The organism is Verrucomicrobiota bacterium, assembly GCA_037139415.1.
Classification (GTDB): Bacteria; Verrucomicrobiota; Verrucomicrobiia; order Limisphaerales; family Fontisphaeraceae; genus JBAXGN01.
In genome coordinates, this window is record JBAXGN010000068.1 from 1 (window position 1) to 23333 (window position 23333).

The 23333-nt window shown below is 57.8% G+C and carries 11 protein-coding genes; 10 read left to right on the forward strand and 1 reads right to left on the reverse strand.

Annotated elements, in window-relative coordinates; genetic code table 11:
- Nucleotides 1-929 precede the first annotated feature (929 nt).
- The 8 genes from mfd to WCO56_13480 all read left to right on the forward strand — a co-directional run bounded on the left by mfd (nucleotide 930) and on the right by WCO56_13480 (nucleotide 19496).
- A complete protein-coding gene (gene mfd, locus WCO56_13445; protein ID MEI7730573.1) occupies nucleotides 930-4667 on the forward strand; it encodes a transcription-repair coupling factor in 3738 nt (1245 codons plus the stop codon).
- A gap of 135 nt (nucleotides 4668-4802) precedes the next feature.
- Nucleotides 4803-5831: a rod shape-determining protein gene (locus WCO56_13450; GenBank protein MEI7730574.1), complete on the forward strand. Its 1029-nt coding sequence runs from the start codon at nucleotides 4803-4805 to the stop codon at nucleotides 5829-5831.
- 30 nt (nucleotides 5832-5861) lie between these two features.
- On the forward strand, nucleotides 5862-6665 hold the full coding sequence (gene mreC, locus WCO56_13455) for a rod shape-determining protein MreC (GenBank protein ID MEI7730575.1): 804 nt from the start codon (nucleotides 5862-5864) through the stop codon (nucleotides 6663-6665).
- Nucleotides 6666-6719: 54 nt separating this feature from the next.
- On the forward strand, nucleotides 6720-7271 hold the full coding sequence (gene mreD, locus WCO56_13460; protein MEI7730576.1) for a rod shape-determining protein MreD: 552 nt from the start codon (nucleotides 6720-6722) through the stop codon (nucleotides 7269-7271).
- A gap of 2 nt (nucleotides 7272-7273) precedes the next feature.
- Complete coding sequence (gene mrdA / locus WCO56_13465; protein ID MEI7730577.1) at nucleotides 7274-9313, forward strand: penicillin-binding protein 2; 2040 nt, start codon at nucleotides 7274-7276, stop codon at nucleotides 9311-9313.
- On the forward strand, nucleotides 9310-10533 hold the full coding sequence (locus WCO56_13470; GenBank protein ID MEI7730578.1) for an FtsW/RodA/SpoVE family cell cycle protein: 1224 nt from the start codon (nucleotides 9310-9312) through the stop codon (nucleotides 10531-10533). The genes mrdA and WCO56_13470 overlap by 4 nt, the downstream gene beginning before the upstream one ends.
- Nucleotides 10534-10548: 15 nt before the next feature.
- Nucleotides 10549-12564: an Rne/Rng family ribonuclease gene (locus tag WCO56_13475; GenBank protein MEI7730579.1), complete on the forward strand. Its 2016-nt coding sequence runs from the start codon at nucleotides 10549-10551 to the stop codon at nucleotides 12562-12564.
- A 236-nt stretch (nucleotides 12565-12800) separates the two neighbouring features.
- The gene (locus tag WCO56_13480) at nucleotides 12801-19496 is read left to right on the forward strand and encodes a hypothetical protein (protein MEI7730580.1); all 6696 of its coding nucleotides are present in this window, start codon (nucleotides 12801-12803) and stop codon (nucleotides 19494-19496) included.
- A gap of 56 nt (nucleotides 19497-19552) precedes the next feature.
- Here WCO56_13480 and WCO56_13485 read toward each other — a convergent pair whose 3' ends face one another.
- A complete protein-coding gene (locus WCO56_13485) occupies nucleotides 19553-20200 on the reverse strand; it encodes an LON peptidase substrate-binding domain-containing protein (GenBank protein MEI7730581.1) in 648 nt (215 codons plus the stop codon).
- Nucleotides 20201-20314: 114 nt separating this feature from the next.
- On the opposite strand from WCO56_13485, the gene WCO56_13490 reads away from it, so the two are divergent.
- Entirely contained in the window at nucleotides 20315-21112 is a 798-nt protein-coding gene (locus tag WCO56_13490; protein MEI7730582.1) for a hypothetical protein, read from the forward strand.
- Between the two features lie 159 nt (nucleotides 21113-21271).
- The gene (locus tag WCO56_13495) at nucleotides 21272-23302 is read left to right on the forward strand and encodes a TonB-dependent receptor (protein MEI7730583.1); all 2031 of its coding nucleotides are present in this window, start codon (nucleotides 21272-21274) and stop codon (nucleotides 23300-23302) included.
- Nucleotides 23303-23333 lie beyond the last annotated feature (31 nt).

Consider the following 23333-nt stretch of genomic DNA (forward strand, 5'->3'; position numbering starts at 1 on the left):
GGCTTTCAGCTTTCGCGTTTTTAGCATGTTTCGCGGTTTAAATTCCTCGCCCGCTCCAACTACTTACTCCAAGCTTCTATCTTCTTCAGTTATATTTTTCTGCCCGAAAATATTTCTGCAAAAGTTGGCTTCGGCCTTCGGTCTTGGCATCTTCTGGTCTTAATTTTTTTTGCCAGTAAATTTTTTTGCCATGTCCGGCTTCCCATTTTTATGCCGGTTCATTTTTCTGCAAAAGTTCTTTCGGATCTCCGTTTTCGTGCTTCGGACTTGTTCCATCCTGTCCATCTTGTTCCATCCTGTCTTCGTGTAACTCCTGGCTTCTGGCTCCTGACGAATTCTCCTCCCGGAGGGAACCACTTTCGCGGAACTCATGTTATTCTGATCCCATGAATGACATAAACATAAGTCCGAAGCCCGAATATCGAACTCCGAAATGGCGGTCTCCTTGCGCGTCAATTCGCGTGCTTCGCGGGCTGGCATCTTCTGTCTTCCAGCATCTATCTTCTGGTATTGATTTTTCTGCCCAGAAATTTTTCTGCAAAAGTTGTCTTCGGTCTTGGCATCTTCTGGTCTTAATTTCTTTTGCCAGTAAATTTTTCTGCCATGTCCGGCTTCCCATTTTTATGCCGGTTCATTTTTCTGCAAAAGTCAGCATTCGGTTTTCTACTCTTGTGATAAAAAACTCATTTCATCACAAAAACATCACATTTTGTGATAAAAAATCTATTTATCACAATTTCATCACAATTCCCTGGTTTCACTAAAAAAGCCGACGCCGCTGAACGTGAGTCGGCGCAAACGAATCAACCCACTCTGCCCACCTCGTATTATTCGTAACGCACCAACGCGCTGGATGCAGCCCTGTTTTGCTGGTCTCCCCAATTTTTTCGTGTTTATTCCTGCCGGTTTCCGGGTATATTTGGCGTTGCTTGGCGTCGTTTCCAGAGCCGGTGGCGGCAGAGAACCTGCTGGCCAGAGTGTTGACTGCTCCCGCGATACAGGATTTGCCTGCGCGTGTGGAGAAGGGTGGGCTTTTGTCGTTGGATACCGTGCATCCTGCCGCCCAGCCGTTTTTGACCATACTGCTGAAGCGGTTGTTGCCCAATCGCCCGGTGGTGGTAGTGACGGAGGGCTTAAAGGCGCAGGAGATCATGCATCAGGATGTGATAACCTTGCTGGGCACCTGCGCTCCTGCCCTGGGAAATCAGGGAAATATAGCGCCCGCCGCGTCGGTGCTGTTTTATCCGGCGTGGGAGATGTTGCCGCATGAAGCGAAGCTGCCCCATGCGGATGTCATCAGCGAACGCCTGGAATCGCTCCTGTCGCTGATGACGCTTTCATCCGGCATTGGCAAGGGGGTTCCGCTGCTGGTGACGTGCGTGACGGCGCTCTTGCAGCGCACGTTTCCACCGGAGTATTTGCGGCAGAACACGCGCATTCTCCGCCGGGGTGACCGCATGGAGCCGTTGGACTTGATTGAGTGGCTTGAAACACAAGGGTACGAACCGGAAGTGCAGGTGAGTCATAAGGGGGAATTGGCGTTGCGCGGCGGCATCGTGGATGTGTATCCGCTCACGAGTCCCTGGCCGGTGCGCCTGGAATTCTTTGGCGATGAACTGGAATCCTTGCGGTATTTCGATCCGCACACGCAAATTTCGCGTGAACCGGTTGAGGCGATCAGCCTGCCACCTGCCGGTGAGCTGGGGGTGATCAAGCAGTTGGTGCGGCAGGAGAATCCAAGCCCGGTTGCGCCTATTCCGGGTAGCACCCCAGACAAGGCGGCGGACAATTCCGAAATCCGAATTCCGAAATCCGAAATCGCCGGGGGACGTCTCCTTGCCTCGACGGCTACGCGGGCAGGGCTGGCCACGCTGCTGGATTATCTGCCGCCGGAAACGGTGTTTGTGCTGTGCGAACCGGAAACGCTTGATACGCACGCCGGGCATTATCAATCGCAGGTGCCCGCCGGAGATCCCTTCTTTCTATCCTGGGACGCTTTTCGCGCCCAATTGACGGCGCGCGGCATGACGATGCTAGAGTTGCGGCATGATGCGGCCAACTTTCAGGACGTGGTGATCGCAGTCGGGGATTCGGCATCTGCTTCCGCAGTTTTGCCCGAACAACCGCCGGACTTGTTCTTTGAATCGCTGGATGCCTATCGTCCGGTGAGTTCATCCGCGCCCGAGGCTGCGGTGGCGGAGACGCAACGCAAGGAGTTCTTCCAACAATTGCACCGGTGGCTGCGCCAGGGATATGCGGTGCATGTGTTTTGCAACAACGCCGGGGAACGCCAGCGTTTTGATGAAATCTGGCGGGAACTGGGGCTGGCGGAAACCGATGACGTGCGTCCTGCCACGCACCTTGGTGCGCTGGCACGCGGGTTTTTGTTTGAGGCGGCGCGCGTGGTGGTAGTGACGGATGCCGAGGTCTTTGGCCGTTACAAGGTGCAGCGTCCGCGCCGGCTCAAGTCGCCCCATGCCGCGGTGATGCGGTCGGCGCTGGATATTGATTTCACGGAGTTCGAGGAGGGCGACTACGTGGTACACTTGCAACATGGCATCGGACGGTTCGCCGGGTTGAAGACGCTGGAATCGTCGCCAACGCGCGCGGACAGCAAACGGGTGACCAGCACATTCACGGAAGAATGCCTGGCCATCGAATATGCGCCCGCTACTCCGGGGCAATCGCCGCCTGTATTATATGTGCCGGTCAGCGAGGCGCATCTGGTCAGCAAATACGTTGGCGCCGGCAAGGCGCGGCCTCCATTGAACATGCTGGGAGGGACGCGCTGGGCCAAGACCAAATCGCAGGCCGAGCATGCGGTGCGGGATATGGCTGCCGGCATGTTGTCCATTCAGGCGGCCCGGGAGACCCAGGCGGGGTATGCGTATCCGCTGGATACGCCCTGGCAACGGGAGTTCGAGAGCGCCTTTCTCTATGAAGAGACGCCGGATCAATTGCAGGCCATTGCCGAGACCAAGCGGGATCTTGAGGTGGCCCGGCCCATGGACCGCCTGATTTGCGGGGATGTCGGCTTCGGCAAGACCGAGGTGGCGATCCGCGCCGCGTTCAAAGCCGTGATGAGCGGCAAGCAGGTGGCGGTGCTGGTGCCGACCACGGTGCTGGCCCAGCAGCATTTCAACACCTTCCGCGAGCGCATGGCGGATTATCCGGTGCGGGTGGAATTGCTCTCGCGCTACCGCACGCGGCGTGAGCAGACGCGCGTGATGGAGCAGTTGGCCACGGGCGGGGTGGATGTGGTCGTCGGGACGCACCGGTTGGTGCAAAGTGATATTGTTTTCAAGGACCTTGGGCTGGTGGTAGTGGATGAGGAGCAACGCTTTGGTGTCCTGCACAAGGAAAAGCTAAAGCGGCTGCGTACCATGGTGGATGTGCTCACCCTTAGCGCCACGCCGATTCCGCGCACGCTGTACTTGGCGCTGACGGGTGCGCGCGACATGAGCAAGATTGAAACCCCGCCGCAGGATCGCCTGCCGGTTGAGACCGTTGTGGCGCAATACGACGAGCGCTTGGTGCGCGATGTTATCCAGCGGGAACTTAACCGGGAGGGCCAGGTCTTTTACCTGCATAACCGCGTCTTTGACATCGAATCCGTCGCGCAACGGCTCAAGCAACTGCTGCCCAAGGCCCGGATCGTGGTCGGGCACGGGCAGATGGAGGCGGATGACCTGGAAGATGTCATGACCCAGTTCGTCAACGGCGAAGCCGATGTGCTGGTTTCTACCACCATCATTGAAAGCGGGCTGGATATCCCCAACGCCAACACCATCATCATTGATCGCGCCGACCGCTTCGGCCTGAGTGATCTGTACCAGTTGCGCGGACGGGTGGGACGCTATAAACACCAGGCGTATGCGTACCTCCTATTGCCGCGCCACGCGACCCTCTTGAGTGATGCGCGCAAGCGCATCAGCGCCATCCGGCAATATTCCAAGCTGGGCAGCGGCTTCAAGATTGCCATGCGCGATCTCGAGATTCGCGGTGCGGGCAACCTGCTGGGATCGCAGCAGAGCGGGCACATCGCCGCCGTGGGCTTTGATCTCTACTGCCAGTTATTAAAGCAAAGCGTTGCCAAGCTGAAAGGGGAACCGGTTAAGCCACGTTTGGAAGTGGTGGCGCGCATTGATTTCCTGGCACTCAGCCCTGGCGAGGAGGGACAGGCTGAACCTGTTCGCCGCGCGCGCTCCAAGGCGGATGACCTGCCCGTGAACATCCCGCGCGAGGTGGCCACGTTTGTGGCGCGCGATGAAGTGGTGGAAATGGAACAACCGGTGATGGTTCCGCGTAACCCCGGCAAGACGCCGGCATATCTGCCGCTGGATTATATTCGCGAATCCAAGCTGCGCATTGAGGCTTACCGGAAACTGGCGGAGATCACCAACCAGACCGATTTGGAACAGTTGCGCAAGGAATGGCGAGATCGGTTTGGTCCCGCGCCCGAGGCGGTTGAATTGCTGTTGCTGCTGCACGAACTCAAATTGCGCGCGGCGGAAAAGAACATCACCATCATTGAAACCCGCGAGGATAAGCTGATGCTGACCCGCAACAACGATTACATTACCGCTGGCAGTCGCTTCCCGCGCTTGGAGAAACGCAGCGCCAAGGCGCGCTTGAATGAGATCAAGCGTTGGTTGGGGTTGGTATGATGTAAAGTACGAGCACTAAACGCCTTCTGCGCCCAAATGCGGCACCTGGCGGTGGTGAAAAAACTTTATGAAACGGCTTGACCTTTAGCCGGTTGCCCGGCTTAATCACTTTTTGAGCGTTGTGAAGTTTCGTGCATGTTAGCGCAAATTAAAAGCCTGTTTTCCAACGATATTGGAATTGATCTCGGGACGGCCAACACCTTGGTGTATGTCCGGGATCAGGGTATTGTATTACGGGAGCCTTCGGTGGTCGCCATTGAGGCGGGCACGACCAATGTGCTGGCGGTGGGGTTGGAGGCCAAACGGATGTTGGGCCGCACCCCTGGCAATATTATCGCCATCCGTCCGATGAAGGACGGGGTGATCGCCGAGTTTGAAATTACCGAGGCGATGCTGCGGCATTTTATTCAGAAGGTGCATTACCGTAAATTGATCGCCCCCCGGGTGGTCATTGCCGTGCCGTCGGGGATTACAGAAGTTGAAAAACGGGCGGTGCGCGATTCGGCGACCCATGCCGGAGCGCGCGAGGTGTACTTGATTGAGCAGCCGATGGCGTCCGCCATCGGGGTGGGTTTACCGGTACATGAGCCTGCGGGCAACATGATCGTGGATATTGGTGGCGGCACCTGTGAAATCGCGATCATCTCCCTGGCCGGTATTGTCTTTAGCCGTAGCCTGAGGGTGGGCGGAGACGAGTTTGACGATGCCATCATGGCACACATGAAACGAGCTTACAACCTCATGATTGGCGAACGCACAGCGGAGGAAATCAAAATTAAGATTGGTTCCGCATTTCCGCTGGAGCAAGAATTAACCTTGGAAGTGAAGGGCCGGGATCAGAGCGCGGGGTTGCCCAAAACAATCACCATCCGCTCGCAAGAAATCCGCGAGGCCCTGCAAGAGCCGCTTCGGAATATTCTGGAAAGCATCCGTATCACGCTGGAACGGTGTCCGCCTGAATTGTCCGCCGACTTGGTGGATCGGGGCATCGTGGTGGCGGGGGGCGGAGCGCTATTGCGCGGCATTGACCGTTTGATTTCGGAAGAGACCGGTTTGCCGGTACATATTGCGGATGACCCGTTGAGCGCCGTGGCTGAAGGCACGGGCCGGGTCTTGCAGGAGATCAATTTCCTGAAACGCGTGACTTCGCAAGCTAAAGGTTAGTGGCGTTCGCCCCACGGAATCGTGGTGGCGATGTATTTAAATAAACACGTTTGGATTTTTGGCAGCACTGTGGCACTGGCATTGGTTGTTCTCAACCTGCCGGAACGGGTGGCGAATCGCTTTAAACTGGCCATGGGCGGCCTCTTCTTACCTCTTTTAGGCATCTCTCAAACCTCCGGGCGCGTTGCCGAAACTCTCGGTAATTCTGTAATTCCACGCGCCGACCTCCTCCGGGAAATGGATCAATTGCGGCGCGAAAACCAGTCGCTACGCTTTCAACTCACTCAGACCCAGGAAACCGTGCGGGAGAATGAACGCTTGCGCCAGCAGATTGGCTGGCAGCGGCAGACCGGATGGAAACTGAAACCGGTCCGGGTCATTGGCCGCGATCCCGCCAACTGGTGGCGCACGGTTACCATTGATGCCGGTTCGGATCAAGGGGTATGCGATAACGCGGCCATTCTGACGGAGGAGGGCTTGATTGGCCGGGTTTCCGAACTGCATTCCAGCAGTGCCCGGGTGGTTTTGCTGGGCGATCCCAAGTGCCGGGTGGCCGCCGCCGTGCCCGAGGCCAAGGATAGCGGAATCATTTCCCCGGGACCAGCGGGTATCTGGGATCATCAATTCGTCACCTTGGGCTACCTGTCGCGCGGCGCGGAATTGCGCCCCGGCCAGCGGGTATTCACCAGCGGTATGGGCGGCATTTTCCATCGTGGCATTCCCATCGGGCAGATTTTGGATATCCATAGCGTGGACGGACTGTACATGGAGGCGCGGGTCAAATTGGCAGCCAATCTGAGTGCTTTGGATGAAGTCTGGGTATGGATGCAATGAAGCAATTATGATGAGGAACACAATCTATAACAGAAAGGGTGATCGGCGGACGGCATGAGTTGGGCCACTCCCATATTAATTCTGCTGGCCGCCTATCTGGCGGTGTTTGTGGAAACTGCGTTTGAGTTGCCGCGGCATTTGCTGGGTACGCAGGTGGATTTGCTGCCGGGCCTGATGGTTTATGCGGCCTTGTCCGCAGGGCCGGGAACAATTGCGATGCTGGCCTGCCTGGGTGGGTTGTGCTTTGACGCGTTTTCCGCGAATCCCGGGGGCATTTCGATTCTACCGTTGCTGGTGATCGGGTGGCTGATTCAACGCAAGAAACGGCTGTTGTTGCGGGACGAGGTGTTTGCGCAAGTTGTGCTGGGCCTGTTTGCCAGCGCGGCCATGCCCGCCATGGTGGCGCTTTCGCTGGGAGGCATTGGAGAAACGCCTTTGGTGGGATGGGTCACACTGTGGCAATGGACGGTGATGACCTTGGTGGGAGCCGCGTCTACGCCTCTGTGGTTCAAACTGTTGGACGCCCTCAATGACGCCATCACTTATCCGCTGTCCAAAACCCAGGCGTTTCGCAGTGATCGGCAAATAAAGCGAGGGCGCACCTGACCATGCTGCTATTTGAACATTGGATCGGAAATGACCGGCATCTGCGGATGTTGCTGGTCCTGGTGTGCGCCGGGTTGGGGATCCTGACCGGCGGTTTGTGGTATGTGCAAGTGGTGGCGGGCAAACGGTACATGGATGATCAGATCGCCCAGTCATTCCGCACCGTGCGCACCCCGGCGGTGCGTGGGAAAATCCTGGATCGCAACGGGCAGGCGCTCGCCGAGAACCGGCCTTGCTATAATGTCAGCGCCTACCTGGAGGAGTTCAGTCGGCGGTTTCAAACCCGGTATACCCCGGCTTTGGTGCAGGAATCGGCCCGCGTGCGCCAGGCGTACAATCGCAAGCTTACCCGCGAGGAACGGACGCGGGTGGCGCAGGAGACCCGCTATTTGGTGACCAGTAACGCCGCGCATGGACTCGGTTTGTTGTTGAGCCAGCCGGTGACCTTGAGCCCGCGGGATTTTCAGGAGCATTATGACCAACGACTCGCGTTGCCGCTGCCGGTGATGCGGGATTTGAATGCGGAGCAGATTGCGCGCCTGCAAGAGCAAACCGGGGTGCCGCCGGGGTTGGACCTTGTGGTGCAACCGCTGCGCATTTATCCCCGCCAATCCGTCGGTGCGCACATTGTGGGCTATCTCACCAAGGATGACACCTCGAGGGAAGGTGAGGAGTCTTTCTTCAACTACCGGCTGCCCGATTTCAAAGGCGTGGTGGGCATTGAATCGTATTTCGATGATGAGTTACGCGGCAAGGCGGGCGCCAAATCGGTGCTCGTCAACAGCTTGGGCTACCGGCAGTCGGAAAACATCTGGTCGGCGTCCGAGCCGGGCCGGAATGTGGTATTGACGATTGATCTGCCGCTGCAAGAGGCCGCCGAAAAGGCCTTGCGCAAGGCGCCGCGCCATGCCGGCGAGGTAACGCGCGGCGCCGTGGTGGTGATGGATGTGCATAGCGGGGATATTTACGCGCTGGCCTCCTCGCCCGCGTTTGATCCCAACCGATTCATTCCATCCATTACGCATGAGGTGATGAATGAATTGAACGATCCGGAGCAGCGCCCCCTCATCAACCGCGCCACCCAGGAACGCTACGCGCCCGGTTCGATCTTCAAGATTGTCACGGCCCTGGCCGGCCTGGAAACCGGGGTGCTGAATCCCACCAACATCTTTTACAGCCCGGGCGTCTATCGTGCATCCGAGCACAGCCGTCCCATTGAGGATACCGCGCCGGCCGGCAATTACGATTTCAAGCGCGCCTTTAAATTATCCAGCAATACGTATTTTATTCACTACGGGATGCTGGCCGGGGTGACCAATATTTTTGACATGGGGCACCGTTTCTTTTTGGGGCAGCGGGTGGATATTCCCACCCTGCAGAGCGACAGCGGGATTTTTCCCAATTTGGATCTCCTGCTCAAATGGCGCCTGCATGGCAGCCCGTGGAATGATGGTGACACCGCCAACCTGTGCATCGGCCAGGGCCGGCTGGCGGTGAATCCCGTGCAGATGGCGGTGATGACCGCCGCGATTGCCAATGGCGGCACCGTGTTCTGGCCACGGCTGGTCCAGCGAATTGAATCGGCGGATCCGATGGGGGGCGAGGCGGATACGAAAATCTTCCCGGTGCGCCGGCGCGGTGAACTCAACGTGAAGCCGCAGCACTTGCAAATTATTCGCGAGGCGATGCTGGCCGACGTGGAAGACCCGGATGGGACAGGGCGGCAGGCGGCGGTGCATGGTTTGCGCTTGGGGGGCAAGACCGGCACGGCGGAAGTGAAACACATTGATGAACTCACCGGCAAAAATACCTGGTTCGTCGCCTTTGCCCCGTATGAGAATCCCAAGTATGCCGTGGTGGTGATGGTGGAGCAGGGCTCCTCGGGTGGCGGTACCTGCGCCCCGGTGGCGCGCGATATTTTTGAAGCGATTTTGAAACGAAGCCAGATGCGCTCGCATGATGCGTCGGAACGCGTTGCTGCCGGGAATCCACCCGCCGACCATTTGCCGGGAAATACTCTTTTGTCCGCCGCGCCGCTATGATGGATGCCGCCCTGAACGAACGACAATCGAAAGTGGATTGGCTGCTGCTGCTGGCGGTGCTGGGCCTGATGGCGTTTGGCATGGCGTTCATTTTCAGCGCCACGATGGCCAATGAGGCGGCGCGCGTGCAGCCATGGTATCAGCAACGTTTCTTCATGCAATTGGTTTGGTACGGGTTCGGGTTTACCGCGGCGACGGTGCTCAGTTTGTGGCATTACCGGCAGATTGCCGGGCTTGCCTATTTCGCCTACTGGGCCAGCATTATTCTGCTGGTGGCGGTGCTGATCCCCCATGTGGGCGCGATGCGCTTTGGCGCGCGGCGGTGGATTGATCTCGGGCCCATTCAATTGCAGCCATCCGAGCTGGCCAAGCTTGCTTTCATTGTCGCCCAGGCGTGTTACCTAAGCCTGCATCATCATGAGCTGAATCGTCCCAGCGTGCTGTGGAAAGCCATTGGCATGACGGTGCTGCCGTTTGTGCTGGTGCTCAAGGAGCCGGATTTGGGGTCGGCCCTGATCTTCCTGCCCGTTGGCCTGGTCATGATCCTGGTGGCGGGCGCCTCGCGCCGGTTCCTCGCCCTGTTCGGGATCGTGGGCGGCGGGCTGGTGAGCTTGATGATTATTTATGCTTTGTTCGCGCCGGCGTCCTGGTGGCAATTGCCCATTCAGGATTACCAGAAGCGGCGGTTGAAAGTTTATTTCGGATTGGATTATACCAAATTTGCTCCGCCCAATGCCACGGCGGCGGAGTGGCAGCGCCTGCGAGTGCAGCAGCAGAACGACGAGTATAACTCGCGGCAGGCGCTTATTTCCGTCGGCTCCGGTGGGTTGACAGGAAAAGGATGGCGGCAGGGCTCGCAAATAGCGCTGGGTTACCTGCCGCGGGCTGTGGCTCACAACGACTTCATCTTCTCCGTCATTGCCGAGGAGAGTGGGTTCGTTGGCAGTATGTGTGTCATCACACTGTATGGAGTGGTCCTGTTCACCGGAATCAGGATCGCGTCCCGGGTTCGGAATGGCGACCACCTGGGTAAATTGCTGGCCGTGGGGGTGGTAACCCTCCTGTTCAGCCACGTGTTCATCAATATCGGCATGAACATTCGCATCATGCCCGTCACGGGTGTGCCACTGCCGCTGCTAAGTTACGGCGGATCTTCAGTGCTATGCTCCCTGATCGCCATCGGGCTGTTGCAAAACATTCACCTCCATCAACGAGCGTGAAAAAAGGAAAGTATTATGAGTAGTGACAATGGACGCACTTTTGGCCGCCGACGTGGCGGCATGCGTTTCCGCCCCAGCGGCGGAGGACAAAAACACGGGCCGGGACCGCACCGGCCGGAAAAGGCCGCACAGGATGCGCGGGCCGAAGTGTTGGGCGACAAACCGGAGTCGGATTCGGTCTATGACCGTCGGCGCCACGAGCATGAGATCGAGCGCTCGGAGAACCTGGCGGCCGGCCTGCCTCCCGAAGGGGCAGCCAAGGTGGATGCCGCTCCGGTGCCCGATGACGGCAAACGTTCCCAGAATTTCCGCGAGCCCAACCTGGAAACGCCGGCGGAAGTCAAAGAGGATTATGTGCCGGTCAAAGTGCCCGACCAGCCCAAGGGCTTCGTGGAGACGATCAAGCACGCCGCCACGCGGGTCATCAACAAGGTCCGCCGGCTCATCCGCCCGGTGAAGAAATCCCATAAGGAAATCATCATCAATGTGGAATCGTTGGAAGTGCGTGTGGCCGTGCTCGAAGAAGGGCGGCTCGAAGACTTCACCATCGAACGCACCAGCGAAGAGCGTCTCGTCGGCAGTATCTTCAAAGGTAAAGTCCGCAACCTTGAGGACGGCCTCAAAGCCGCCTTCGTGGATATCGGCTTCGAGAAAAATGCCTTCCTGCATTATTGGGATATCGTGCCTAACAGCTTCGACAGCGGTGTCGAAATTGTCGAACGCGAAAACCAAAACAAACGCCGCGAGCGCGACAAACCCAAGATCACCCAGCGGGATATCCCCCGGCTTTATCCGCCCGGCAGCGAAATCATCGTGCAGGTCACCAAGGGCCCCATCGGCAGCAAAGGCCCGCGGGTCACCACCAACCTCGTGCTTCCCGGTCGTTACCTGGTGCTGCTGCCCAACTCCGAGCAGAGTGGCATCTCCCGCAAGATCGAAAGCAATGAGGAACGTCAACGCCTTAAGAAAATCCTCCGGGGCCTTACTATTCCGGATGGCATGGGCGTGATTATCCGCACAGTTGGCGAGGGGCAACAGGCACGGTATTTCGTGCGCGACCTCGCGTTGCTGCTTGAAGAATGGGAGAAAATCCAGAAGCGCATGCGCAGCCAGTCGCTGGCCACGTGCGTCTTTGAAGAACCCGACCTCATTGAGCGCACGGTACGCGACTTCCTCACCGAGGATGTTGAGCGCATTGTCACCGACCATCCGCAAGCGTATGAGCGCATGCGCGAAATGATTGGCCGCATCTCCCAGCGTTCCGCCGGCAAGGTAAAACTCTACAATGAGCCACAGCCGGTCTTTGACCGCTTTAACATTACGCGCCAGTTGGATGGCGCCTTCTCCCGCCAGGTGCCCCTCAAGAGTGGCGGTTACCTGGTCATTGACGAAACCGAGGCCCTCGTGGCCATTGACGTCAACACCGGGCGGCACAAGGGCGGCAAAGACCAGGAATCCACCATCCTCAAGGTCAATCTTGAGGCGGCGGAAGAAATCTGCCGCCAACTGCGGCTGCGCAACATGGGCGGCCTCATTGTACTGGATTTCATTGATATGAAATCCCGGCGGGACCAGCAGAGTGTCTTCAACCGCATGCGCGACGGAGTGAAGCGTGATCGTGCCAAAACCCATGTGTTACCCATCTCCCAGCTTGGCTTGATGGAAATGACGCGCCAACGCCACACCGAGAGTATGCGCTCGGCGGTCTATGACGACTGTCCGTACTGTAAGGGCCGCGGCAAGGTCAAGAGTTCCCTCACGATGAGCGTGGAAATCCAGCGCAAGCTCACCGAAATCTTCCGCAAACGCAGTCGGGATGAAAACGACTTCCAACTGCGGATCGTCGTGCATCCATCGGTGCTCGAGCGCCTGCGTAACGAAGACGAGAAACTGCTGATCGAGATGGAAAAACGATACTTCGGAAAAATGTCCTTCCGGCCCGACCCAGCCATCCATGCCGAACAGTTCAAAATCTACAACGCTGTGACCAACGAAGAACTGGCTGCCAGCCAGGTTCCGCACACGCACTGATTTTCGGGTTCCACCCCGTGTACCACAAAAACCCCGCCGAAAGGCGGGGTTTTTTATTGGTTCTGACGATAGCCAAGCACCAGTCGGTTGTAATGGTCATACCAGAAAATATTTTCTCGGTTTCTATTTTCTCAATAATTTGAAGCCGACCCGATTGGTCGTGGTCAATCCTGGTTCAGTGCAAATCTGCTTGGCAGGACGTTATCCTTGACTACCGGCTGTTTTTCTGAGTAAGTATGAGTGATAATTATATGCGTGATAAGGATTTAAGTGTAATGCGAATGGGAGTGGTCTGCCTGTCAATCTGGTTTTTGGCTGCTGCCTTGGGAGCGGCCGCCCCACTTGGCACGGCGTTCACGTACCAGGGACAACTGCGTGATGGCGGTGCTGCCGCCAATGGGCTTTACGATCTGCAATTTTCCCTCTACGACGGGCCGACGGGCGGAGGCAGCTTGAGCGGGCCGATCACCCAGACTGGCACCAGCCTGAGCAATGGGACGTTTACCGTGTTTCTGGATTTTGGCTCGGGCATGTTCGATGGCAGCGCGCGCTGGCTTGAGATTGGGGTGCGCCCCAATGGCAGCGCCGGCGGATTTACCACCCTCACTCCGCGTCAGCCAGTCACGGCAACGCCATATGCGCTCTATTCGCCCAGTGCTGGCACCGCCGCCAGCGTGCCCGCCGCTGGTCTTACCGGCACCTTGTCCGATGCCCGGCTCTCCACCAATGTGGCGTTGCAGAACCGCAGCGCCACGTTTGCCGGCACGCTGAAGGCCACCGGATTTAGCGGTAACGCGGGCGGCCTGACCAATCTCAATGCCGCCAGTCTAACGGGACCGCTCGCCCTTCAGATTGGAACCAAGCTGACCCAAATCCTCAGGGATGGCACCAATAATTCTGTTACGGCGGTGACCGTTGCGGGCCGCTATGCATACCTGGCCTGCGGGGTTCGAGGACTCCGGATTTACGACGTGGCCAATCCCGCCCAACCCGTGCTTTTATGCTTCACGAACTGGAACTTGCTGGTGATGGATGTGGCTGTGGCCGGCAACTATGCGTATTTGGCCTGCCATTCCGGTGGGCTAAGGATTTTTGATATCTCCACGCCTACGACCCCCGTCCAGGTGGGCGGGATCAACAACGGCGGCCAGGCTCTGAAGGTGGCCGTTTCGGACGCTTACGCTTACCTGGCCAACGATAGCGATGGCCTGCGCATTTATGATGTTTCCAATCCGGCCAATCCCGTCAACGTCGCGCACCTGACCGCGTCCAACTCGATCGGGCAAGTGGCCGTCGCAGGCCATTATGCCTACCTGGGTATGGGGGTTGGTGGGATTGGTATTTATGATATTACCACCCCCGCCAACCCGGTCCTGGCCGGTCAGATCGCCGCCGAGGTAGACTGTTTCACCATCGCTGGAACCTACGCCTATGTCGGCGTGGTGACAGTGGGTTTGGCGATTTATGACCTTGCCGACCCGGTTCATCCCGTGCGGCTCTCGCAAGAATACAACCACGTCTTTTTCCGCGGCCTGGCAGTCAGCAGCCATTATGTCTGCGCCGCCGCCTTTAACTCCGGACTCTACATTTACGACGTGGCGGACAAAACCAATCCGGTGGTGGTGCAACAGAACCGTGACAGTACCGGCATGCGCACCCCAGCGGCGGCCGGCAATTATGTTTATGTGGCCACCGATGCGGATGGACTGCTGATCTATGCCTTGGAAGCATTCAACGCCGTGGCCTTCCGCGGGGATGGGTTGGGGCTAACGAACATCATCGCAGATAACCTGGTGGGAACACTGGCGGACGCGCGGCTCAGTCCCAACGTGGTGCTGCAAAGCGGCAGCCCAACATTTTCTGGACGCGTGGCGGCCACCGCTTTTTCCGGAAACGGTGCCGGGTTGACGAATCTGGACGCGAACCAACTATCGGGAGCGCTGGGCGTCGCGCACGGAGTGGGGGTCAGCCAGACGAATGATGCGAGTGGAGTCAGTGGCGTGGCCGTGACCAGCAACAATGCGTTTCTCGTCTGCCTGGCCCACGACTTGCGCGTTTATGACCTTGCCAATCCCGACTCGCCGATATTGGTGGGCCAAACCAACACGGGCGGATCGCCGGTGGAGGTGGCGATTTCCGGCAGCCACGCCTACGTGGCTGACACGATGAACGGATTGCTCGTCTATGACCTTTCCAATCCGGCCAACCCGGTGCTGGTGGCCCGCACTAATCAAGGCGGCATCGCCCGAGGCGTGGCGGTATCCGGCAATTTCGTTTTTCTGGCCAACGATTACGATGGCGTGCGCATTTATGATGTTTCCAACCCGGCCAATCCGGTCGGCGTATGCCACCTTACCTCCAGCCCGCAAGCCAAGGGGGTGACGGTGGCCGGCAATTATGCCTATGTCGCCAATTATGCCGAAGGATTTCATATTTATGAGGTGTCCAACCCGGCCGCCCCCATCCTGGTCAAAGTGCTTACCGAAACGGTCTTGGGCGGCGGTTACGCCCAGAATGCGACCATCGCGGGACGGTATGCCTATCTGGCCAATGGAAGTTGGGGCCTGAGCATTTTTGACATCACGGACCCGCAAAACCCTACGTTCATCAGCCGCTGTCCTGGCGTGATGGGTTCTTCGGCCACAAGTGTCCGCATCGCGGGACGTTATGCCTGCCTGGCCAACGGGAGCGATGGGCTGCGCCTTTATGATATTTCCAACCCGGCCAGCCCCCTGGACCTTGGCCATCTCGATACCGGTGGCTTGGCGGAGCGGGTGGCCATTGCCGGCAATGTGGCGTACGTGGCTGACACAATGCGGGGTTTACGCCTGGTGTTGCTGGAGACCGTGACGGCGCCAGCGTTTCAAGGGGATGGCTCTGGGATGACGAATCTAAATGCCGCCGGGATGACGCTGGGGACCCTGTCAGATGCCCGGCTTTCCCACAACGTGGCCCGGCTTGATGCCAATCAGACCTTCACCGGGATCAATGCCTTTGCCGGCCCTGGGTACTATCAAGGCTCAAATCGTTTTGATAATCCGGCCAATTGGTTTGCCGGGAGTTTTGCTGGCAACGGTGCCGGGTTAACCAACGTGGATGCGTCTGCTCTGACGGGACCACTCTACGTTTCGAGCGGGCTCAACCTGAGTAAAATCACCAATGGCGGATTGAGCGGAGTCTTCAGCGTGGCAGTGGCTGGCACTTATCTCTATTCCGCTAATGGAGAGGATGGTTTGCGCGTCTTTAACCTCGCTAATCCCTCACAGCCGGTTCTGGTTGGGGGAACCAATGATGGGGGATATGCCGTGAGCGTCACCATCGTCAGCAATCGGTTGTACGTGGCAGAAACTCTGCATGGATTGCACATTTACGACATTTCCACTCCCACCAATCCAGTTAGTCTGGCTGCGACCAACAACGGCGGTTGGGCGCAAAATAGCACGGTAGTCGGTCATTATGCCTATCTGGCTGCGGATGGCGATGGCTTGCGCATTTATGACATTTCCAATCCGGTCAATCCGGTGAATGTGGGCCATGCCAATGATGGTGGCCTCGCGCGGCAAGTCGTGGTGGTGGGAAATTACGCCTACCTGGCCTCGGTAAACAGCGGCTTGCGCATTTACGATGTCTCCAACCCCGCCAATCCCATGAGTGTGCGATTGCTCAATTCCTCGAGTACCATGGCAGTCGCCGCCGCTGGGCGATACCTCTGTTATGCCACCGTTAATGGCTGGGTGTGCATTGCGGATATCAGCGACCCGCTGAACGTGCTTCCGGTGAGTTACGTCAATACTGGCAAAACCCCATCCGCCCTGGCGATGACGGAGCGTTATCTCTGCCTGGGCCTCAGCTTTGAAGGCATGCTCATTTACGACCTGAGCAACCCGGCTAATCCGATCCAGGTGGCCACTACCAAGGATTATGGGTATGCCCAAAATATCACCATTGCCGGCAATAATGCCATTCTGGCAAACGGCGCGGATGGGATTCGCATTTATGCACTCCAAGTGGCTAACGCTCCTGTTTATCAAGGCAGCGGGTTCGGGCTCACCGATATCCCGACCACCAGTCTGAACGGGACGCTAACAGACCGCCAACTCTCTGCCAACGTGGCATTGCTGAGTGCGAATCAGACATTTTCAGGCATCAACAACCTGACCAATGCGGCGAACACCGTCGCGGGGGTATTTGTCGGTAGTTTCAGCGGCAATGGTGCAAGTTTGACCAATCTGAATGCGAGCACCTTGGCCAGCGGCACCCTCGTGGAGGCCCGGCTTTCCACCAATGTGACGCTGCTGAATGGGAATCAGACGTTCTCCGGTATTAATCGTCTCACCAATACGGCGAATGCCATGTCGGGTGCATTTACCGGCGGCTTTAGCGGCAACGCCGCCGGACTGACCAATGTGAACGCCGCGAACGTGGTCGGCACCCTAGCGGACGCGCGACTCTCCACCAACGTGGCGCTACTAAACGCGAATCAGACGTTCGCGGGCGTAAACCAACTCACGAACGCCGCGAACACGCTGGCGGGTTCGTTTACCGGCAGCTTCAGCGGCAATGCGGGAAGCCTGACCAACTTGAATGCGAGCACCGTTGCCAGCGGCACCCTCGCCGAGGCCCGGCTTTCGACCAATGTGACGCTGTTGAACGCGAACCAGGCGTTCTCCGGGGTGAACCAGCTTACCAACGCGGCGAATTCCTTGGCCGGAACCTTCACGGGAGCCTTTAACGGCAACGCCAGCGGGCTTACCAATGTGATCGGCACCAATGTGATCGGCACCCTGCCGGATGCGCGACTGTCCGCCAATGTGGCGTTGCTCAATGCCAATCAAGCGTTCGCCGGCGCCAACACGCTCACCAATGCGGCCAATACCCTGGCAGGAACGTTCACCGGCAGTTTCACAGGCAACGCCGGGAGCCTCACCAACCTGAACGCCAGCACGCTGGCCAGCGGCACCGTGGCTGATGCGCGGCTCTCCGCCAATATCCCGCGCCTGAACGCCAACCAAAGCTTCACTGGCACCGTCTCGTTCTACCCTGTCGGGGCGCCATTTGCCGTGGGAAGTTCCACCCTGGTTGCCAACCTGAATGCCGATCAACTCGATGGGTTAAACGCCACCGCCTTCTGGCAGTTGGGTGGCAACAGTAACAGCACGGTTGGAGTCAATTTCCTGGGCACCACGGACAACCAGCCGTTGGAATTCAAAGTCAACAATCAGCGGGCGGTGCGCTTCGAACCGGGTGCTGGCGGCATGCCCAACCTGATTGCTGGCGCCAGCAATAATTCGGTTTTGCTGGCGGTTTCGGGTTCCACCATTGCCGGCGGCGCCAACAACACCATTCAAGGTAGCACGGTCCATTCCAGCATCTCTGGCGGCATTTCCAACGTTGTACAAAGTAGCGCCTCCTTTGGAGCGATTGGCGGCGGTATGGGGAACGTCATCAGCGGGCTTTCCGTGGGCGCAACCATTCCTGGCGGCCAAAGCAACACGGCTGGCGGTTTCTGCTCCATTGCCATGGGCAACGCCTCCATCGCCAATGGCTATGTGGCCACCGCCATGGGAAACAGCACCACATCCACTGCCAACTACGCCACCGCCATGGGCATGGGGACCACCGCCAGCGGCGGTGCGGCCACCGCCATGGGCATGAACACCATCGCCTCCGGTTTTGGTGCCACCGCTGTGGGCGGGAATACAATCGCCAATGGGGGATACTCCGTGGCTATGGGCTATGGTTCGGTGGCCAGCAATGCTTACGGTTTTGCCTTGGGCTATCATGCGTTATCCTTGCACAACGGTTCGTTTGTCTGGGCGGATGCCACCGGGGCGGATTTTCCCTCCACCGCCTTCAATCAATTCCTCATTCGTGCCTCCGGCGGCGTCGGCATCGGGATCACGAATCCCGTCAGCGCCTTACATGTGGCCGGCATTGTCACCGCCGACGCCTTTCGCGGCAATGGCGCCAATCTAACCAACGTCAGCGCGGGCAATCTAGCCAGCGGGACGCTGGCGGACACCCGGCTTTCGACCAACGTGGCGTTGCTTAATGCCAATCAGACATTTTCCGGCGTCAACACGCTTTCCAACGTGGCCAACAGTCTGGCCGGCACGTTCACGGGTAACTTCAACGGCAACGCGGGCGGGGCGACCAACCTCAACGCCACCAACCTCGTCGGCATCTTGCCGGATGCGCGGCATTCGGCCAATATTCCACGCCTCAATACCAACCAAACGTTTACCGGAACCGCCGCATTTGCTCCGGCCAGCGGAGCTCCATTTACGGTCGGCAATTCCATCCTGGTGACCAACTTGAACGCCGATTTATTGGATGGCTTAAACAGCGGAGCGTTCGCGTCGAATATCCACAACCATGCCGGCACGGACATCACCACCGGCACGCTGGCGGACAGCCGACTTTCCGCCAACGTGGCACTACTGAATGCCGGCCAGACATTTACCGCCCCCCTCACCGTCAGCACGAACGTCAAGGTGAGCGGGTTGATCCGTCTGGGTACGGAAACCAACACCACGGATGCTCCTTATCCCCAGGGTTTAGTCATCCGCCGCATCAATAGCCTGGCCATCCAAGTCTCCAATGTCGTGGCCCGCAGCGACTATCTCACCTTGCAGCGCGATGGCACTTACGGCGGACTGGTGATCCGCTATCCCGCCGGGTGCCCGGCGCAAACGATCACGTGCATGGGTATGAGCGATCAGGGCGTCGCTGTCAATTTTTACGCGGGCTGGACGACCAATCCCGCCGTTGCCGGCGTGCTGCAACTCTGCACGGATGCGCAAAATGCGGTCCACATCCAATGCACCTTTGGCAATACGTACAACGCGGGACACGTCACCCAAGTCAACATCTCACGCAATGGCTCGGACAACTTTTGGATCGGGACGGTTACTTCCACCTATAACCAATAGCGCTGGTCAGTACCCGTTGTTACTTTTGTCCGGCGCATGACGGTTGGCGGATGAAGCTATGATGGGCCCGAGCCGCCCTTGAGTTTTTCGATCTCGTGCATCAGGCAGGTAATCAGCATGTGCAGCCGCTCGGGGAGGTCGGCGGTTTCCAGCACGACCTGGCGATTTTCCGGTGCCACGAGCATGGAGGCGGCCACCATGTCAGCCAGTTGATCGGGGTCCTTGATCTGATCCAGGTATTCCATGACCTCGCTCACGGTGGGAATGATCGGCGCGGACTTGACTGATTTTGACGGTTTGGCGGAAACCGGGAAAGGTAATCCCAACTCCAAGCGGGCTTTGGTGACCTTCCGCAAGGTATGCACATAGGATTGCACCTCGAGCTGGTTTACAGTGGGGGTTTTCAGGTAGCTCACTTCATGCAAACGGTAGGGGCGGCTACTGAGCACCGGTCCCAATGCCACCCGGTTCAGCCCCATCAAGATCAGATGATACGTGTTATCCTTGTGTTTCACACAGGCGCGAATCAGCCCCACGCTGGCGATCGGGCAGGGCAGGGTGCGCTTGCAACCTGCCCGCCGCATGGCCACACAAAACATGCGATGCGTCCCCAGCGCATCGGTCAGCATTCGCCGATAGCGCGGTTCATAAATATACAACGGCACCATCGCGCCGGGAAACAGCACGGCGTTGGGCAGCGTCATAACTCCAATTGAGGATGGCAGTCGCACGGGGAGAATGTAGCCGTTCACGCGCATAAATCAAGCGTACAACAATTCTTGCCAAAATCGCCGCTCCACGTCATGCTTTGCCCGGCTATGAAAACGAAAGTCGCATTAATTGTAGTGATTATCATCTGCATCTTCCTGGGTGTGGCGCTCATCAAGCTTGGGAAGAAGACGGATGAAATAAAAATCGTCGAAACGAAGACGGTCGTCACCTTTTCCAATGACCTGTCCCAGACCAGCGCCAAGCTTGAGGAAGAACGATTGGTGAACATCAACCTGACCACCAATCTAAACAATGCGGAGAAGAAGATCGAAGAACTCACCTCCAATCTCAAGCAAACCCAGGGGGAAGTGGAACGCGTGAAGGGGGAATCCGCCGAGGCTGCCCGGGTGGCCGCGGAACGCGCCAAACAACTTGAAGAGATGGCCAAGGCCCTGCAGGCGGATATTGACCAACGCGCCAAAAAAATCACCGACCTTGAGGCCGAACGCGACCGTCAGGCGCAGCGCTTGGGCGAGTTGACCAACCAGATCGGCCAGCTCGAGTTGAAAATTTCAGATACCGAGCGCAAACTGGCAGCTTCCGAAGGTGACCGGGAATCCCTGCTCAAGGAACTCAAGCGGATGCTCGCGGAGAAGTCCGAACTCGAGCGGCAATTTAACAATATGGCGTTGCTCAAGGAGCAGGTGAAGAAACTCAAAGAGGAGCAGGCGGTTGCCCAACGGCTCGATTGGATGCGCAAGGGCATGTACTCGGATAAGCGTGGCGCCGCCGGCCTCCAATGGGGTGTGAAGAAGCCGGAACCCGCCAAGAGCGGCAGTCCCGACCTCAATGTCGAATTTCGCCCGAACGCTCCCGCAAAAGTCGTGCCGCCGAATAATAAATAAGTGCGGGTTGGGGATTAGCGGCGCGCTTGGAGTCGAAGTGTAAACCGGGGGGGGGGAAGCCCTCAGGTCTGTTAGAAGCGGAAAGATGTTAATTTGATCCGCTGCGGTCTGGTTGCGCGAACACGACTGGATCACGCACGGGTCAACCATGAACTCAATATGAAATCATTTTTGACCGCGAGACGACTCAGGTGCGCTGTCGCATTGTTCTGCCTTTGGTCTTGCCTGGCAGGCGCTGCGGATTATCTGGCTTCCGCTAGTGCGGCGGAGGATTTAACTGCGCTCTCGCTTCAGGAACTCATGGCAGTGAAGATCGAGCATGTGTCCACCCCGTCGCGATTCACGCAAAAGGCGAGCGAGGCGCCGTCGTCGGTGTCGGTGATCACGTCGGAGGAGATCAAAATTTACGGTTACCGCACGTTGGCAGATGTGTTGCGTAGCGTGCGCGGGCTGTACGTCAGCTATGATCGGAGTTATTCGTATCTTGGGGTCCGTGGCTTCAGCCGGCCTTCGGATTATAATTCCCGTGTGCTGGTGTTGGTGGACGGGCATCGTCTGAACGACGGGCTCTTTGGTGGCGGGTATATTGGTCACGAGTTCATTCTCGACGTGGACCTCATTGACCGCGTGGAGGTTGTGCGTGGTCCCAGCTCCTCGCTTTACGGCAGCAGCGCGTTCTTCGGCGTGATCAATGTTATCACCAAGCGCGCTGCGGATTTGAAGAATGTGGAGGTGTCCGGGGAGGTTGGCGGCCAGGAGAGTTACAAGGGGCGGTTCAGTTACGCTGGCACGTTTACCAATACGGGTGTGCAGTTTGTACTTTCCGGATCGTACTACGACAGTGCTGGTGACCGTCATCTCTACTTTCAGGAGTTCGATACCCCCGCCAATAACCATGGGATAGCGAATAACCTCGACCATGAACAAGCCTGGAATCTGTTCGGCAGCTTATCTTGGAAGGACCTAACTTTATCTGCCGCCTATGTGGCGCGCCAGAAATACATCCCCACCGCCTCATGGGACACGCTGTTTAATGATCCGCGCTACAACGCCCAGGATGATCGCGGCTACATTGATCTGAAGTGGCAACGCGCACTCAACGAGGACAATGAACTTCTGGCACGTGTCTATTTCGACGACTACCGCTACACGGCGGATTATCCGAATCCCCCCGCGGCTCCGCCTGGCGCGGCGATGAGCCGCGACGACGATCTGGCCCAGACCGTAGGGGGGGAAATCCAGTGGACGCGGCACTGGCGCCAGCATGTGTTTACTTTTGGCGCGGAAATGCGCGACCATCTTCATCAGGACCAGTCCTTTTATGATGTGAACCCGCGCACCGTCTATCTGGACGACCATCGCTCCAGTTTGGACGCGGCCTTCTATGCGCAAGGGGATTTCACGGTTCTAACCAACCTGCATTTGAACGCCGGTGTGCGCTACGATTACTTTGAAATGTTTGGCGGCAACGCCAATCCGCGGGCTGGCCTGATCTATAACCCGTGGCAGCCAACCACCTTCAAGCTGCTTTATGGAACGGCATTTCGTGCGCCGAATATGTTTGAAACCCGCTACCAGGTGCTGCCGGCCAACGTCGGTAATCCAGATCTGTCCCCAGAGAAAATCCAGACCTACGAAGCCGTCTATGAGCAGCGGCTGCCGGCCAATTTGCAACTGACCTTGAGCGGTTATTACTACCATATTGATGATCTCATGTACCAGGTCGAGGTGGCACCCAACTCGTTTATGTTCAGAAACACTGGCGGTGCCAACGCCAAGGGGATCGAGACGGAACTCGCGTGGTTGCCACCCTGCGGCGCGCGTGCACGTGCCAGCTACGCACTCCAACGCGCCGAGGACGCCACCACCGGCGCTATCCTGGTCAATTCGCCCCAGCACCTGGCCAAGCTCAACGTTCTCGCCCCACTCTGGCAGGACAAGGTCTTCACCGGCGTGGAAGTGCAATACTCCGGTCGCGTGCAAACCATCACGGGTTCGGCTGTGGACGACTTCTGCGTTATGAATTGGACGCTTTACAGTCAGCGGATCATCAAAGGCGTGGAGGCTTCTGCTAGTGTCTATAACCTGTTCGACACGCGTTACGCTTTTCCCGGTGGCCCGGGACATATCCAGGACCGGCTCTGGCAGGACGGACGGTCATTTCGTGTAAAACTCACGTATCGCTTCTAAAACACATCCGTCGCAAGCACTACCCTATCAA